This window comes from Marinobacter lutaoensis (assembly GCF_001981305.1).
GTDB lineage: Bacteria > Pseudomonadota > Gammaproteobacteria > Pseudomonadales > Oleiphilaceae > Marinobacter > Marinobacter lutaoensis.
In genome coordinates, this window is record NZ_MSCW01000007.1 from 672,405 (window position 1) to 687,969 (window position 15,565).

The window sequence follows — 15,565 nt, forward strand, 5'->3', positions numbered from 1 at the left end:
TCGGCGGCACGCTGCCGATGTGTCTAGGCGGTCACAATCACCCGGATGCCTTCGAGGGCCAGGCTGGCGTGGCCGATGGCCTCCCGGGCCGCGGCCAGCTGGTCGCGGAAGAAGTCGATCTCCGATTCGCGGATGGCGGGGTTGACCTGGCGCAACGCTTCCAGCCGGCGGATCTCCGGCAGGAACATCGCTTCCACCCGGGCCAGTGCCTGGGCTTTCAGCGGTTCCAGGTGCGGCGCGGCAAGCCGCTCGGCATGGCCCACCAGGGTGTCCACCTGTGGCCGGATCTTGGGCACGATGGCCTGGGCCGTGCGCCGACGGATGTTGGCGCACAGTTCGTTCAGGCGTTCATGGGGCAGCGCCTTGGACAGTTCCTTGCCCTGCATGTCCACCACCAGCCGCAACGGCGATACCGGCAGGTACCGGGTCAGCTGCAGCGACTCCGGCGCCGGGCAATGCACCGTGAACAGCGCCTCCAGCAACAGGGTACCTGGCGGCAGCGCTTTCACGCTCAGGCTGGCCAGGGCCGCCTTGCCCAGACCGGAACTGGTGACCGAGTCCATCACTCCGGTCACCATCGGGTGTTCCCAGCTCATGAATGCCAGATCCTCCCGCTCCAGCGCCTCGGTGCGGCTCCAGGTTACGGTCAGGCCATCGTCCGGCAGGCCCTCGACGTGGCCGGCCTGGTACTGTTCTCCGGGCCGCAGCACATCGGAGTGGTCGCCGTGTTCCTCAACGTCGACGCCCAGAATGTCGAAGGCCTGCAGCATGTAGTCACGCACCCGGGCCCCGGCTTCTTCCTCCTCGATGGTGGCGATCAACCCATCGGCCACCTCACGGCGGCAGGAGTTCAACTCGATCAGGGCATCCCGGCCGTTTTGCAGCATCGCCTTCAGACGCCGGGTTTCATGGGCGGAAGCCTCGATCAGCGACGCCAGCGCACCGGTGTCGCCGGCCAGGGCCTGCTGCCAAGTCTCGCGCACCGCGGCCATCACCGCCACGCCGACGGCACAGCTTTCCTCGAATGCCCCCAGCCCGTCCTGGAACCAGCGGTACTGCACTTCCTGGCTGGTGCCTTCCAGATAGGGGATGTGGATCTGGATGGTCTCGGTCTGGCCGATGCGGTCCAGGCGACCAATCCGCTGTTCCAACAAATCCGGGTTCTCTGGCAGGTCGAACAGCACCAAGTGGTGGGCGAACTGGAAGTTGCGCCCCTCGCTGCCGATCTCCGAGCAGATCAGCGCCTGGGCACCCTGCTCGTGGTCGGCGAAATAGGCGGCGGCGCGATCCCGCTCCACCAGGTTGAGGTGCTCATGGAAGGCCGCGCTGCGGATGCCCGCCCGCAGTTGCAGGTAATGCTCCAGGGCCATGGCGGTGCTGGCGTGGGCGCAGATCACCACCACTTTGGCCGGGCGCAACTGTTTCAGGGTCCGCTCCAGCCAGGCCACCCTCGGGTCCTCGGCCAGCCACTGCTCCGGCTCCAGGTCCTGTTCCGGGCTCAGCCCCGGCAACCCGGTCCGGCAGCCGTCGTACAGGGGCGGGCACGGCAGCGGCACCGGCCGGGCCCGGCGTTCCGGGAAGCCCTGGATGGCGGCCCGGGTATTGCGGAACAGCACCCGGCCGGTGCCGTGGCGGTCCAGCAGTGCATCGACGATGGCCCGGCGCGGGTCTGCCTCCTGCTCCAGGGCATCCAGTTCATCGCCCAGCCAGTCCCGCAAGGCCTCCCGGTCTTCGGCGCGGACCGGCTCTTCCACCAGCAGACGCCGGACCACGGCGTTCAGTGCCTCGTACTGGGCCTCTTCCTGGCGGAACGCGTCCAGGTCATGGAAGCGCGCCGGATCCAGCAGGCGCAGACGGGCAAAGTGGCTGGCCATCCCCACCTGTTCCGGGGTGGCGGTCAGCAGCAACAGGCCCCGGGTACGCTCGGCCAGCGCCTCCACCAGTGCGTATTCCGGGCTCGGAGACTCCGGCTCCCAGGCCAGGTGGTGCGCCTCGTCCACCACCATCAGATCCCAGGGCGCCGCCAGCACGTGCTCGCGGGCCCCCGGATGGCGGGTCAGAAAGTCGAGGCTGCACAGCACCAGCTGTTCGCTCTCGAAGGGGTTCTCGGAGTATTCGTCACCAAAGATGTGGTTCACCAGCGCGTCGATGTCGTCCTCGTCTTCCTTGAGGGCGTCGTAACGGGCTTGGTCGATGATCGAGAAACGCAGGTTGAAGCGGCGCAGCATTTCCACCAGCCACTGATGGATCAGGGAATCCGGCACCACCACCAGCACCCGGCGCGCGCGGCCGGTATGCAGCTGATAGTGCAGAATCAGCCCCGCCTCGATGGTCTTGCCCAGGCCCACCTCGTCGGCCAGCAACACCCTCGGTGCGTGGCGGCGAGCCACTTCGTGGGCAATGTAGATCTGGTGCGGCAGGTGCTGGGTCCGCGCGCCGATCAGGCCCTGGGCCCGGGAGCCGCGCAGCCGGTCCAGATGTTGGAAGGTGGCGTAGCGCAGGCGGAAGGCGCCGTTGCGATCAAACTGGCCGGCGAACAACCGCTGGTGCGGGGCCGAGAAATTCAGGGTCCCGGACAGTTTTACTTCGGAAATGTCATGAAGCCCGCCGTCGGCATCGGCGGCGTGATACATCAGCACACCGCCGATGTCGTCCACGTCCCGGACCGTGTAGGTGTTGCCGTCAAAGGTCTCAATCTCCTCGCCCACCTGAAACACGATGCGCGAAAGGGGGGCGTTGTCGATGGCGTAGGTCCGCTCCTCGTCGGCGGCGGGAAAACCGAGGGTCACCCGGCGCCCGGACACCTCGGTGACGATTCCCAACCCCAAGCCGGTGTCGCTGTGGCTGACCCAGCGTTGACCAATGACAAAGTCCGATGTTTCCAAGAAGCCTCCAAAAACCGTGTTGCGTGTATTGTTACTTGCGAGTTGAACCGTTTTCCCGCACCCAGTAGGCGGTAGCGCCACACACCGCCGCCGGCACCACCACCAGGTTCAGGACCGGCACCATGGCGGCCAGCGCCACCGGCACACCGAACCCCAGCGCCGACAGCCGGGTATCCGCCAGCAGACGGCGCAAGGCCGGGAAGCTGACCTTGTGGTTGTCCGCCGGGTAGTCCACGTACTGGAGCGCCATCATCCAGCTGTTGAACAGGAACCAGAGCAGCGCCGCCGCCAGGTTCACCACCGGAATCAGACCGACCAGGAACAGCGCCAGCGCCCGTGGCAGGTAGTAGGCAATCTTCTGCAGTTCGCGCCAGAGTGCCCGGGGAATGTCGCGCAAGATGGCCGCCCAGCCGCCTTCCGTGCTCACCTCCTGACCGGTCAGGTGCTGTTCGGTCAGCTCCGCCAAGTAACCGTAGAACGGCGCGCCGATCAGGTTGGCCACGATTACGAAGCCGTAGGCCAGCATCAGCAGGATGACCGCGCCGTACAGCAGCCAGAACAGCCAGTCCAGCGCCTGCAGCCAGCTCCAGTCGGGCAGCCAGGACATCACCGTGGCGATCAGGATGGCAAAACCCTCGGCCATCAGGTAAAAGAGAAGACTGAAAAGCACCACGTTGATGACCAGCGGAACGATGACGAACAGACGCAGGCGGGGCTGTCGAATGAGCCGGAAGCCCTCACCCAGGTAGCCCAGTCCACGAAAAAAGTTTCCCTTGAGCATCGCTGGCCAACCTCCGCTTCAATGACAGTGACGGGGCGCAAAGCATATCATGTTGACTCTGCTCCAACAGCCCGGGAGGCCCTACGGAAAGTCCCCATGGCATCCATGAAGAACGCCCTGCTGGGCAACCGCACCCTTTGGCGCGTGCTGTTCGCGCTGTCGGTCCTCGCCATCCTGGTGCTCGCCACGGCGGATACCCGCTTCCCGCTGCCGTCGACCCCCAGCGACAAGCTCAATCACCTGCTGGCCTTCCTTGAGCTGACCCTGCTGGCGCGCCTGGGCTGGCCTGCGCTCCAGGCGTTCTGGCTGATCCCCGGACTGCTGGCGTTCGGTCTGGCCATCGAGGGTGTTCAGGCCAACCTGCCGTACCGGGATTTTTCTCTGGCCGACCTGGCCGCCGACGCCTGCGGTATTGGCCTGGGCCTGCTGCCTTGGCCGATCGTTCGCGAGGCCCGTAAGAAAGGGCTGAGAGATTCCCCGAACTCGGTGTGAGACATTTCCTACATCTTGCGTGAGAATTTTCGGATTCGTTCTGTGCGCAAGCTACAGAATTACCCCCAGGAAATTTCACATCCCATTGATTTAAAATTGAAAATTAGAGACTGCCGCGCACCGGGGTAAAGGCACCTTGTGCGTAATTCACACGATTGCAACAGCGCACTTGATATAGTGACAACGTCAAGGATGACATGGAACGGATGACGCACCGGATGCACCCCGGCAGGGAGCGCGGGGAGAGGCAGGGAGCCAGGGACGCCTCGCTTCAGGGATGCTCAGGGAGCGCCGGCCTGGACGCCGGCCCCACGGAGCGGCTTCAGGGACCCGCAACACGGCAGTTGCCAAAGCGCATGGAGGCGCCGACCTGTTTCTTCGACAAGGGTAACCCGCTGGTTACCCTTTATTTTTTCCGCACCGGTAAATCCTCACCCGGTTGAACTCCTCGAATTCATTGAGATCGGGCCAGGTTCGAGCTGCCACCACCGCCTCGCACCGATACGCCTCGTTGCCCAGATCCCGCACCCGGGAATCCGCCAGCAGCACCTCCGAAGCCGAACTCCGGAATGCCTCCAGCAGGGGCCGGTTGTCAGGGTCGTAGAGCACATCGGCGGCGGTAATCACATCAATGGCCCCGGGGCGTCGGTGCCAGTCGTCGCAACACTCCAGCGCCACACCGTTGAGGTGGGCATTGGCCCGGGCCGCGTCCAACGCCGCCGGGTCCAGGTCGCAGGCGATCACCCGGGCCGCTCCGGCCTTGGCCGCCGCCACCGCCACAACGCCCGACCCTGTGCCGAAGTCCAGTACCGTTTGCCCCGCCACCCGCTCCGGATGCCGGAGCAGCCAGCGCGCCAGTACCTGACCACTGGCCCAGCAGAACGACCAATAGGCCGGCTCGGCCACCACCGCCTGGGCCTCATCGTGACTCAGGGGGCCGTCCAGCACCGCCGGATCGAACAGGTACAGGGCCAGTTCCGGACAACCGGCCGGCCGCGTAACGGCGACGCGCCCGCGCCGCAGTGTCTTGCGCAGGTGCGCGTTGAGTCGTTCCTCGAACATGCCGCATGTCCCCAAACCATCCCAGGCAGGCATTGTACGGGCGTGGCACAACCGGTGCCACGCCGGGCAGCGGGCAGGCCCTGGAATCCGGTATACTTGCGGCCCACACGAACATCCAGAGGTTCCAGGCATGGCCAGCAGACCGGACACCGACGACTACCTGTCCCTGTTCCTGAACGATGTCCCGCTCATGGACGTCCGGGCACCGACGGAGTTTGCCCGGGGCCGTTTCCCGCTCGCCGAAAATGCGCCGCTGATGAACGACGACGAGCGTCACCGGGTCGGCGTCTGCTACAAGGAGAAGGGCCAGGCCAAGGCCATCGAGCTGGGCCACCAGCTGGTGTCCGGTGACATCAAGGCCCAGCGGATCGAGGCCTGGAAGCGCTTTGTCGCCCGCCACCCCGACGGCTACCTGTACTGCTTCCGGGGCGGCCTGCGCTCCAGCATCAGCCAGCAGTGGCTGCGGGAATCGGGCATCGACTACCCCAAGGTGCTGGGCGGCTACAAAGCGTTGCGCCGGTTTTTGATCGACAGCCTGGAAGCCCGGGTGCGCGACGGCGACTTCCGCATCCTGAGCGGCCGCACTGGCACCGGCAAAACCCGCGTGCTGCGCCGGCTGCCCAACCCGGTCGACCTGGAGGCGCTGGCCAATCACCGGGGCTCCAGTTTTGGCCGTCAGGTCACGCCGCAGCCGACGCAAATCGACTTTGAAAACGGCCTGGCGGTGGCTCTGCTCAAGGCCCATCACCTTGCCCATGGGCCGGTGTATCTGGAAGATGAAAGCCGGCTGATCGGTCGCTGCGCGCTGCCGGAACCCCTGCGCGTGCGGATGGCCGAGGCGCCTCTGCTGATTCTGGAGCAGCCGCTGCCGGAGCGGGTGGCGCTGATCCGCCAGGACTACGTCGAGGACATGCACGCGGCGTATCTGGCCCGGGACGGCGAGACCGCCGGCTGGCTGAATTTCCGGGACTATCTGCTGTCGGCGATCGACCGTATCCGCCGGCGTCTGGGGGGCGAGCGCCACCAGCGGCTTCGGCAGCTGATGGCGCAGGCCCTGGCCCGACAGGAAGCCACCGGCGAGGTGACCGGGCACGACGCCTGGATCACGGCCCTGCTGCAGGACTACTACGACCCCATGTACGACTACCAGCTGAGCCAGAAGGGAGGGCGGATTCTGGTTCGGGGCGGCCCGGAGGCGATCCTCGAGTTTGTCCACCGGGCCGGCTGAACGCCCGCCCGGCGGGCGGGCCAATCGCAGCGGAGTCTGCTATATACAAGGGTGGGCAAGTCAGGTCGTAGCGCGATATTGTCCAATCCAATTTCATGTCACACACCGACACTCAAGGAGCCTCTTCAATGGAAGACCTGTTTGGCACTAACGGACGCGCGACGGAATGGCTGGATCAGGCGGTAGCCCTGATCATGACCTACGCCCCCAAGGTCGTACTGGCCATCATCACCCTGGTGGTCGGCCTCTGGCTGATCAAGCGCCTCATCAATGTCCTGGACCGCAAGCTGGGGCAGAAGGACCCGACCCTCAACAAATTCCTGTGTGGCCTGGTCGGCGCCATCCTCAAGATCCTGCTGCTGATCTCGGTGGCGTCCATGGTTGGCATCGCCACCACCTCCTTCGTCGCCATCATCGGTGCCGCCGGCCTGGCGGTGGGCTTGGCGCTGCAGGGCAGCCTCGCCAACTTCGCCGGCGGCGTGCTGATCCTGATCTTCAAGCCGTTCAAGGTGGGTGACGTCATTGATGCCCAGGGCTACGTGGGCACGGTCCGGGAAATCAGCATCCTGTACACCGTTCTGGACACCTTCGACAACCGTCGGGTGGTGATCCCCAACGGCCAGTTGTCCAACGCCAGCCTGACCAACGTCAGTGCCTATGAAACCCGGCGCTGCGACATGACCTTCGGCATCGGCTACGGCGACGACATCGACAAGGCCAAGGCCATCTGCCGCCGGCTGATCGAGGCGGACGAACGGGCCCTCAAGGAACCGGCGCCGGTGGTGGTGGTCGGCGGCCTGGGCGACAGCTCCGTGGATCTGACGGTGCGGGCCTGGACCAAGAGCTCCGACCTGTGGCCGTTTTACTGGGACATGCAGGAGCGGGTGAAGAAAGCGTTCGACGCCGAAGGCATCAGCATTCCGTTCCCACAGCGGGACGTGCACCTGTACCAGAACGGCTGACCCGTCCGGCCAGATGGCGCTGGCGGCAACCTCTAACTATGCTGAGCATGAGGGGTGGAATTTCGTGGTTCCCCCCTTCCCCAGGCGGCCGGACCGATAGAGAATAAGCGGCCCCCAATACGCTGTCATTGCTGGTAGGAGGTTGTCGCTATGCCGGTACAGCAGTTGAAAGAATTTCTCGATCAGGCCGGTGTCGAATACATGTGCCTGACCCACCCACCCGCGTTCACCGCCCAGGAACTGGCCCGCCACGTCAAGATCGCCGGGGAGCGCGTCGTCAAGACCGTCATCCTTGAGCTCGACGGCAAAATGGCCATGCTGGTGCTGCCCGCGACCTGGCGCATCCACTGGGAACGCCTGTCCCGCGCGCTCGACACCGACTTCGTCGACCTGGCCGACGAGCAAGAGTTTCAGGACCGTTTCCCGGAGTGCGAAGTGGGCGCCATGCCGCCGTTCGGCAGCCTGTTCGGGATGACCGTGTACTGCGCCGAGGGCCTGACCGAGCAGCCGGAGCTGGCGTTCGCCGCCGGCAGCCACACCGAGTCGGTACACATGAAAACCGCGGATTTCCTGAACTTGGTCAAACCGGTGGTGCTGAGCCAGGGCTTCGTCAAACCGGGGGCACGGCGACCGGCCTGGCTGGTGAAGGGACGCCGGCGCCCGGAGGACCTGGGCCAGGACGACGGCCCGCGCCTGGCGGGCTACTGAGCAACCGTTCCCGCTCTTGACCCGGATCGTTTGTCGGCTGGCCACCTTGGCGTACACTGGGCGACGGCTTCAGACAGGAATCCGGATATGACTCAAGCAGTTGACATTGCCATCGTTGGCGCCGGCATGGTCGGTGCCGCCCTCGCCACGGGGCTGGGCCAGGCGGGCCTGACCGTCGCCGTGATCGACCGCGCCCCGGCCCCGGCGTTCGACCCGGAGGCGGCGCCGGACCTCCGCGTTTCGGCCCTCAGCGCCGGCAGCGAACGCTATCTCCAGAGCCTGGGCGCCTGGCCCGGCATCCGCGCCATGCGGGCCACCCCCTACCGGCGGCTGGCGGTCTGGGATGAAACCCCGCACCCGCTGTCTCGGCTATGGTCCGGACGGCTGGCCCAGGTGACCTTCGACGCCACCGAGGTGGGAGCCTCCCACCTGGGCCACATTGTCGAGAATTCTGTGACCCAGCAGGCGCTGTGGCAAACGGCGCAAGCCCAGCCGTCCGTCACCCTGATCTCCGGCCATGGCGTCGACGGCATCCACCAGGACCGGCACCAGGCGACGGTGAGCCTGGACAACGGCCAGCAGATTCACGCGCGCCTGGTGATCGGCGCCGACGGTGCCCATTCCCGGGTACGGACCCTCGCCGGCATCGGCGTGCACCGCGACCAGTATCATCAGCAGGCCCTGGTGATCTCGGTGCGCTACCAGGGCCCGGTGGCGGACATCACCTGGCAGGGATTCCACCCCTCCGGCCCCCGGGCCTTCCTGCCCCTGCACTCGGCCGGGCCGCGCCATCCCGGCGAAAGCTGGGCCTCCCTGGTCTGGTACGACGCACCGGAGCAGCTGGCCCGCCTGCAACGGCTGGACGACGCATCGCTGCTGGCGGAGATCCAGCGTGGGTTTCCCCGAGACTTGCCGCCCCTGACCCACCTCGACGCCCGCGCCAGCTTTCCCCTGGCACGCCAGCACGCCAAGCGCTATTTCGCCGGCCGGGTCGTGCTGGCCGGGGATGCGGCCCACACCATCAACCCCCTGGCCGGTCAGGGGGTGAACCTGGGTTTTCAGGACGCCCAGTGCCTGCAGGCGATGATCCGGGAAGCCCTGCGCGAGGGCAGCGACCTGGCCAGCCCAACCTGGCTGGGGCGCTATGAGCGACAGCGCCGTCCGGCCAACCGGCGCATGATGGCCGCCATGGATGTGTTCTATCATGTGTTCAGCAACCGGATTCCCCCGGTGCACCTGGCACGCAATCTGGGCCTGGGCGCCGCCCGCGCCCTGCCGTTCGCGCGCAATCAGGTGGCACGCTACGCCATGGGCCTGCAGGAGGACCTGCCGGCCGTGCTGAAACCGATCACCGCGCGGTTACCCGGCCTGGGTCATCTCTGAGCCGGTCCGGCCCCCAACCCCAACCAAGGAGCCAACATGTCGGAAACGATTTTCACCAAGATCATCAACCGAGAGATCCCCGCCGACATCGTCTACGAGGACGACCTCAGTCTGGCGTTCAGGGACATCAACCCCCAAGCCCCGGTTCATCTGCTGGTGATTCCGAAAAAGCCCATCGCCAGCATCAACGACATCGAAGAAGGTGACCGCGAGCTGGTAGGACACCTGTATTGGGTGGCCGGCAAGCTGGCCCGGGAGATGGGCTTTGCCGAAGACGGCTATCGCACCGTCATGAACTGCGGCGCCAACGCCGGGCAGACGGTGTTCCATATCCACCTGCACCTGCTGGCGGGCAAACCCCTGGGCTGGCCGCCGTACACCGACAAGATGAAGCAGGCCTGACGGCCGGACCGGTGCGCCGGTCGCTGGCGGGAACGCAAAACGGGGCCCGTGGGCCCCGTTCTGACATCACCTCGGTGAGCCGGCTCAGCGACCGACCACCTTCTCCGCTTCCTCCATCGGGGTGTGGCGCACGTCCTCACCCTTGACCATGAAAATCACGTTCTCGGCGATGTTGCAGGCGTGGTCACCGACCCGCTCCAGAGCCCGCAGCACCCACATCACCGACATGCAGCGGGAGATGTTGCGGGTGTCCTCCATCATGAAGGTCAGCAGAGTCCGGGCCGCTGCCTGGTACTCCTCGTCCACCCACTTGTCCTCTTTCATGATCCGCAGGGCCTGTTCGGAATCCAGCCGGGCGAAGGCATCCAGGGCATCGTGCAACATGCCGAGCACGTGGTTGCCAATGTGGCGCACTTCCACATAGCCCCGGGGCGCCTGCCCTTCCTCGGCCAGTTTCAGGGCGAGCTTGGCGATCTTCTTCGCCTCGTCTCCCACCCGCTCCAGGTCCGCCACCATCTTGATCACCGACACCACCAGGCGCAGGTCCCGGGCGGTGGGTTGGCGCCGGGCGATGATGAGGGTGGCTTCCTCGTCCAGACCGCGTTCCATCTGGTCCACGTCCTTGTCCCGGGCCCGGACCTGTTCGGCCAGCTGGCCGTCACTGTCCATCAGCGCCTGGATGGCCTGTTCCACCTGGGACTCCACGACGCCCCCCATTTTCAGGAACTCGGTCTTCAGCTCCATCAGCTCGTCGTTGAACTTGTGGGAAATGTGATCCCCGTATACGTCGTCTTTGCTGTTTGGCATATCTCGTCTCCCAAGAAACCGACACCGGGAATCAGCCGAAGCGGCCGGTAATGTACGATTCGGTCAGTTCGTGTTCCGGCGAAGTAAAGACCTTGCTGGTCTCGTTCACCTCCACCAGGTGTCCCAGGTGGAAATAGGCCGTGCGGTGCGAAACCCGGGCCGCCTGCTGCATGGAGTGGGTCACGATCACGATCGTGTAGCTCTCGGACAGCTCGGCGATCAGCTCCTCCACCTTGGCGGTGGCGATCGGGTCCAGCGCCGAACAGGGCTCGTCCATCAGCACCACTTCCGGGCTGACGGCGATTGCCCGAGCAATGCACAGGCGCTGCTGCTGACCACCGGACATGCCGGTGGCGGTGGCGTCCAACCGGTCCTTGACCTCGTCCCAGAGACCGGCCTTGCGCAGGCTGTTCTCAACGATGTCGTCCAGGTCCGACTTACGGTTCGCCAGACCGTGGATGCGGGGGCCATAGGCCACATTGTCGTAGATCGACTTGGGGAAGGGGTTGGGCTTCTGGAACACCATGCCCACCCGGGCCCGCAGCTCCACCACGTCGTGTTTCGGGTCATAAATGTCCTGATCGTCCAGGGTCAGGGATCCGGTCACCCGGCAGCTTTCGATGCTGTCGTTCATGCGGTTCAGACACCGCAGGAAGGTGGACTTGCCGCAGCCGGACGGGCCGATGAAGGCAATCACCTCGTTACGGGCGATGTCCAGGCTGACATTCTTGATGGCCCGCTGCTCACCGTAGAACACTTCCACGTTGCGCAGCTTGAACTTGGGATCGTCGGCGAACGGAGAACCGACGGTCTTGCCCTCTTCGATGACGGTTTCCGCCGGCCGGTCTTCCTGCACCACCGCCGTCCGTTGCTCCGGCATGCCCGCCTCGCTCGTAACCGTTGAATTCAAGGTATTCATAGACATTCTCCCTACCACCGGCGCTCAAGACGTTTGCGCAGCCAGATGGCCAAAGCATTCATGGTAATCATAAAGGCCAGCAGGATCATGATGCCGGCCGAGGCCAGCTCCACGAACCCCTGCTCGGCACTGCTGGCCCACAGGTAAATCTGTACCGGCAACACGGTGGCGGCGCTGAAGAAGCCGTCCGGCACGTCCACGATGAACGCCACCATGCCGATCAGCAGCAACGGCGCGGTTTCCCCCAGGGCCTGGGCCATACCGATGATGGAACCGGTCAGCATACCCGGCATGGCCAGCGGCAGCACATGGTGCAGCACCACCTGCATCTTGGAGGCCCCAATGCCTTCCGCCGCCTCCCGGATCGACGGCGGTACGCTCTTGATGGCGGCGCGGCTGGAAATGATGATGGTCGGCAGGGTCATCAGCGCCAGCACCAGGCCGCCCACCACCGGCACCGACCGGGGCATGCCGAAAAAGCCGATAAACACGGCCAGGCCCAGCAGGCCGAAAATGATCGACGGCACCGCGGCCAGGTTGTTGATGTTGACCTCGATAAAGTCCGTCATCCGGTTCCGGGGCGCGAATTCCTCCAGGTACACCGCCGCCGCCACCCCCACCGGGAAGGCGATCGCCAGGGTCACCACCATGGTCAGCAACGAGCCGACGATGGCGCCCAGAATGCCGGCATTGGACGGTTCCCGGGAGTCGCCCCGGCGGAAGAACACATCGTTGAAGCTGGTCTGGATCACCCCCTGGCGCACCAGTTCGTCCACCCAGCGCTGCTGCTGCTCGGACAAGCGGATACTGTAGGCGGGGTTGTCGGCATGCTTGACGTAGACCGAAACGGTGTCGTGCACCAGGAACTCAAAGGTCTGGTGGGTGCCCAGCAGCTCGGGGTGCGCCTTGAGCCGGTCACGGATCCGGTTGCTGGCGTAGCTGCCCACCAACCGGCTCAGCTCCCGCACCTGCTGGCGGCTCGTGGCCTCCGGAAAATACGATTGCAGGGCGCGGATGATCGGCGCCTGGAAGTCGGCCATGGACAGCTGGTCCGGGTCCGTCGCATCCTCCAGGTACATGAGCCCGCTCTCCAGCGGAACCTCCAGGGTAATGGTGGTCTTGACGAACCCGGTGTAACCCTTGCCGATGATGTCGGCGAACAGGATCACCAGCGAGCAGAGGGCCACCGCGATGGCGGCCATGCCGTATAGGCGGAACCGTCGCTCCTTGCGGTAGCGGCGCTTGAGCGACCGGCGGACGAGCTCCGCCTGTGAGCGTTGATCATTCATACTGTTCCCTATACTTGCGGACAATCTTGAGCGCGACGATGTTCAGAACGAGGGTGACGAGGAACAGCAGCATCCCCAGGGCAAACGCCGAGAGCGTCTTGGCGCTGTCGAACTCCTGGTCACCGGTCAGCAGTGTCACGATCTGCACCGTGACCGTGGTCACCGACTCCAGCGGGTTGGCCGTCAGGTTGGCGGCCAGTCCCGCCGCCATGACCACGATCATGGTTTCACCGATGGCCCGCGAGGCCGCCAGCAGAATGCCACCCATGATGCCCGGCAGGGCCGCCGGGAAGATCACGTTCTTCATGGTTTCGGACTGGGTGGCCCCCAGCGCCAGCGAACCGTCCCGCATCGCCTGGGGCACGGCGTTGATGACGTCGTCGGACAGCGAGGACACGAACGGGATGATCATAATGCCCATCACCAGGCCGGCCGCCAGGGCGCTCTGGGCCGAGGCGTGCAGCCCCACCAGCTCCGCCAGGTCACGGATGAACGGCGCCACCGTCAGCGCCGCGAAGAAGCCGTAAACCACGGTGGGAATCCCCGCCAGCATTTCCAGCATCGGCTTGACCACGGCCCGGGCCGGCCGGGACGCGTACTCAGACAGGTACACCGCCGACAGCAGGCCGATCGGCACCGACACCAGCAGGGCGATCGCGGAAATCAGCAGAGTGCCCACGAACAGCGGAATCACGCCGAAGGCCCCTTCCGCCCCCACCTGATCCGCCCGCAGGGCGGTCTGGGGACTCCAGGCGGTGCCGAACAGGAATTCGGTAACCGGAACCTTGCCAAAGAAACGGATGGTTTCGAAGATGACCGAGAAGACGATGCCAATGGTGGTCAGGATGGCCACCGCGGCACACACGAAGAAAATCCAGCGCAGGGTGCGCTCGACGTTTTCCCGGGCGTTGATGTGCGGCTGCACCCGGGTCCAGGCAAACGTCGCCCCGAGCACCGCGATCAGGACCACCAGGGTGGTCTTGAACTCGCTGCTCTGCGACCGGAGAACCTGCAACTGGTCGGCGGCCCCGACAATCGGCTGAGGCACGAAGCCGGGGTCCAGCTTGCCGGCCGCCACGTTGCTGATCTGGGACAGCAGCAGGCTGGCCTCGCCGGCGGAGGTGGGCGCCATGTCTTCGGGCAGGGACGCCATCACCATGTCCTGGATCACCTTGCCCTCGAACGCCGCCCAGATGCCCAGCAGCAACAGGGACGGAATCGCGCACCACAGGGCCGCGCGGGCCGCGTAGTAAAACGGCAGGGCCTTGAGGTGGCGGATACCCCCCAGGGGGGAGGCCACGGACCGGGAGCGCAGATACGCCAGCCCATAGGCGACCAACGCAATCACCAGGACCAGGGGCAGTAAATTGGCGGTTTGCATATCTCTCTCTGTCTTGAATGAGGTGGCTGGGGGCCGGTGACCGGTCCCGCCTGGGTGGCTCCGGTCACCTCGCCTTTCGGCATACCCAAAAGCAGCAAAGAACGCGAACCCAGGGCCCGCGTTCTTTGCCTCAGTATGTCACCGTTACCGCTGGCGGTTACAGCTCGTTGCCAGTCAGCGGAGTCAGGTTACGCACTTTTTTCGCCACGTCCATGCGCAGGTTGCGCGGGTTCGGGATCAGGCCCACGTCCACCAGGTAACCGTTGTCACCCCAGGCCGCTTCGCTGGTAAACTCTTCCGCGTACTCCTTGATGCCCGGAATCACGCCCACGTGCGCGTTCTTGATGTAGAAGTACAGGGAACGGGCAACCGGGTATTCCTCGTCGGCGATGGTTTCCGGCGTCGGGTACACACCCTCGATGGTGGCCGCCTTGATCGTGCCTTCGTTTTCCATCAGGAAACTATAACCGAAGATACCCAGAACCTCTTTGTCCTGCCCCAGACGCTGAACGATCAGGTTGTCGTTCTCGCCGGCTTCGACGAACGGGCCGTCTTCACGCATGCTGTGGCAGATGGTCTTGTACTTGGCACCGTCGGTCTTTTCCAGAGCCTTGATCCAGCCGAACTGCTTGCAGCCGCCTTCCATCGCGATTTCCACGAAGGCATCGCGGGTACCGGAAGTCGGGGGCGGCCCCATCACGTTGATCGGCGTGTTGGGCAGGCTGGCGTCGATGTCGCTCCACTTCTTGTACGGGTTCGGCACGACCTTCTCGCCCCCCTTGGGATCGGGTACGTCTTTGGCCAGGGCCAGGAAGATTTCCTTCAGGGTCAGATCCATCTTCGGGGCGTCCTTGGACATGGCGATCACGATGCCGTCGGAACCGATCTTGACCTCGGTGATTTCCTTGACGCCGTTCTTCTGGCAAGCCTCGAACTCACTGGACTTCATGCGACGGGAAGCATTGGTGATGTCCGGGTGTTCGGCACCAATACCGGCGCAGAACAGCTTGAAGCCACCGCCGGAGCCCGTGGATTCCAGCTTCGGCGTCGGGAAGTCGGTGTTACGACCAAACCGCTCGGCAACCACGGTCGCGAACGGATAAACCGTAGAAGAACCTACGATGTTGATGGTATCGCGGGCCATGGCGGGAGCCGAAACCGCCGCAATGCTGCCGGCCAGGGCAACAGAGGCAAGAGCTGTTTTCAGTTTAATCACGTTATGTCTCCAAGTATCGGTGGACGTTGTGTTCGGATCTGCTTTACCGA

14 protein-coding genes are annotated in these 15,565 nt (G+C 64.9%); 6 read left to right on the forward strand and 8 right to left on the reverse strand.

The features are described 5' to 3' along the window. Window positions 1-23: 23 nt before the first annotated feature. Window positions 24-2,885, reverse strand: coding sequence for an RNA polymerase-associated protein RapA (gene rapA, locus BTO32_RS12780; protein WP_076724997.1), 2,862 nt, complete (start codon window positions 2,883-2,885; stop codon window positions 24-26). Window positions 2,886-2,916: 31 nt separating this feature from the next. Beyond that, complete coding sequence (cysZ, locus tag BTO32_RS12785; RefSeq protein WP_076724998.1) at window positions 2,917-3,666, reverse strand: sulfate transporter CysZ; 750 nt, start codon at window positions 3,664-3,666, stop codon at window positions 2,917-2,919. Between the two features lie 96 nt (window positions 3,667-3,762). Between cysZ and BTO32_RS12790 the strand changes: the two genes are divergently transcribed. Further along, a complete protein-coding gene (locus BTO32_RS12790) occupies window positions 3,763-4,158 on the forward strand; it encodes a VanZ family protein (protein WP_076724999.1) in 396 nt (131 codons plus the stop codon). A gap of 399 nt (window positions 4,159-4,557) precedes the next feature. On the opposite strand, the gene BTO32_RS12795 is transcribed toward BTO32_RS12790, so the two are convergent. After that, entirely contained in the window at window positions 4,558-5,220 is a 663-nt protein-coding gene (locus BTO32_RS12795) for a class I SAM-dependent methyltransferase (protein ID WP_076725000.1), read from the reverse strand. A gap of 130 nt (window positions 5,221-5,350) precedes the next feature. Here BTO32_RS12795 and mnmH point away from each other — a divergent pair, with 130 nt between their 5' ends. The 5 genes from mnmH to BTO32_RS12820 all read left to right on the forward strand — a co-directional run bounded on the left by mnmH (window position 5,351) and on the right by BTO32_RS12820 (window position 9,903). Further along, window positions 5,351-6,448, forward strand: coding sequence for a tRNA 2-selenouridine(34) synthase MnmH (mnmH, locus tag BTO32_RS12800; RefSeq protein ID WP_076725001.1), 1,098 nt, complete (start codon window positions 5,351-5,353; stop codon window positions 6,446-6,448). A gap of 128 nt (window positions 6,449-6,576) precedes the next feature. Then, on the forward strand, window positions 6,577-7,410 hold the full coding sequence (locus BTO32_RS12805; protein ID WP_076725002.1) for a mechanosensitive ion channel family protein: 834 nt from the start codon (window positions 6,577-6,579) through the stop codon (window positions 7,408-7,410). Window positions 7,411-7,560: 150 nt separating this feature from the next. Beyond that, on the forward strand, window positions 7,561-8,118 hold the full coding sequence (locus BTO32_RS12810) for an aminoacyl-tRNA deacylase (protein ID WP_076725003.1): 558 nt from the start codon (window positions 7,561-7,563) through the stop codon (window positions 8,116-8,118). Between the two features lie 87 nt (window positions 8,119-8,205). Further along, on the forward strand, window positions 8,206-9,501 hold the full coding sequence (locus BTO32_RS12815; protein ID WP_076725004.1) for an FAD-dependent monooxygenase: 1,296 nt from the start codon (window positions 8,206-8,208) through the stop codon (window positions 9,499-9,501). 36 nt (window positions 9,502-9,537) lie between these two features. Beyond that, complete coding sequence (locus BTO32_RS12820) at window positions 9,538-9,903, forward strand: histidine triad nucleotide-binding protein (RefSeq protein ID WP_076725005.1); 366 nt, start codon at window positions 9,538-9,540, stop codon at window positions 9,901-9,903. 84 nt (window positions 9,904-9,987) lie between these two features. Here BTO32_RS12820 and phoU read toward each other — a convergent pair whose 3' ends face one another. The 5 genes from phoU to BTO32_RS12845 form a co-directional block, all read right to left on the reverse strand. After that, complete coding sequence (gene phoU, locus BTO32_RS12825) at window positions 9,988-10,710, reverse strand: phosphate signaling complex protein PhoU (protein ID WP_076725006.1); 723 nt, start codon at window positions 10,708-10,710, stop codon at window positions 9,988-9,990. Between the two features lie 31 nt (window positions 10,711-10,741). Further along, a complete protein-coding gene (pstB, locus tag BTO32_RS12830; RefSeq protein ID WP_076725007.1) occupies window positions 10,742-11,629 on the reverse strand; it encodes a phosphate ABC transporter ATP-binding protein PstB in 888 nt (295 codons plus the stop codon). An 11-nt stretch (window positions 11,630-11,640) separates the two neighbouring features. After that, the gene (gene pstA, locus BTO32_RS12835) at window positions 11,641-12,918 is read right to left on the reverse strand and encodes a phosphate ABC transporter permease PstA (protein ID WP_076725008.1); all 1,278 of its coding nucleotides are present in this window, start codon (window positions 12,916-12,918) and stop codon (window positions 11,641-11,643) included. Beyond that, window positions 12,911-14,299, reverse strand: a complete 1,389-nt coding sequence (gene pstC / locus BTO32_RS12840) for a phosphate ABC transporter permease subunit PstC (protein ID WP_076725009.1) — start codon at window positions 14,297-14,299, stop codon at window positions 12,911-12,913. Before pstC ends, pstA begins: the two co-directional genes overlap by 8 nt. Before the next feature lie 157 nt (window positions 14,300-14,456). Beyond that, entirely contained in the window at window positions 14,457-15,515 is a 1,059-nt protein-coding gene (locus tag BTO32_RS12845) for a substrate-binding domain-containing protein (RefSeq protein WP_076725010.1), read from the reverse strand. Window positions 15,516-15,565: the final 50 nt, after the last annotated feature.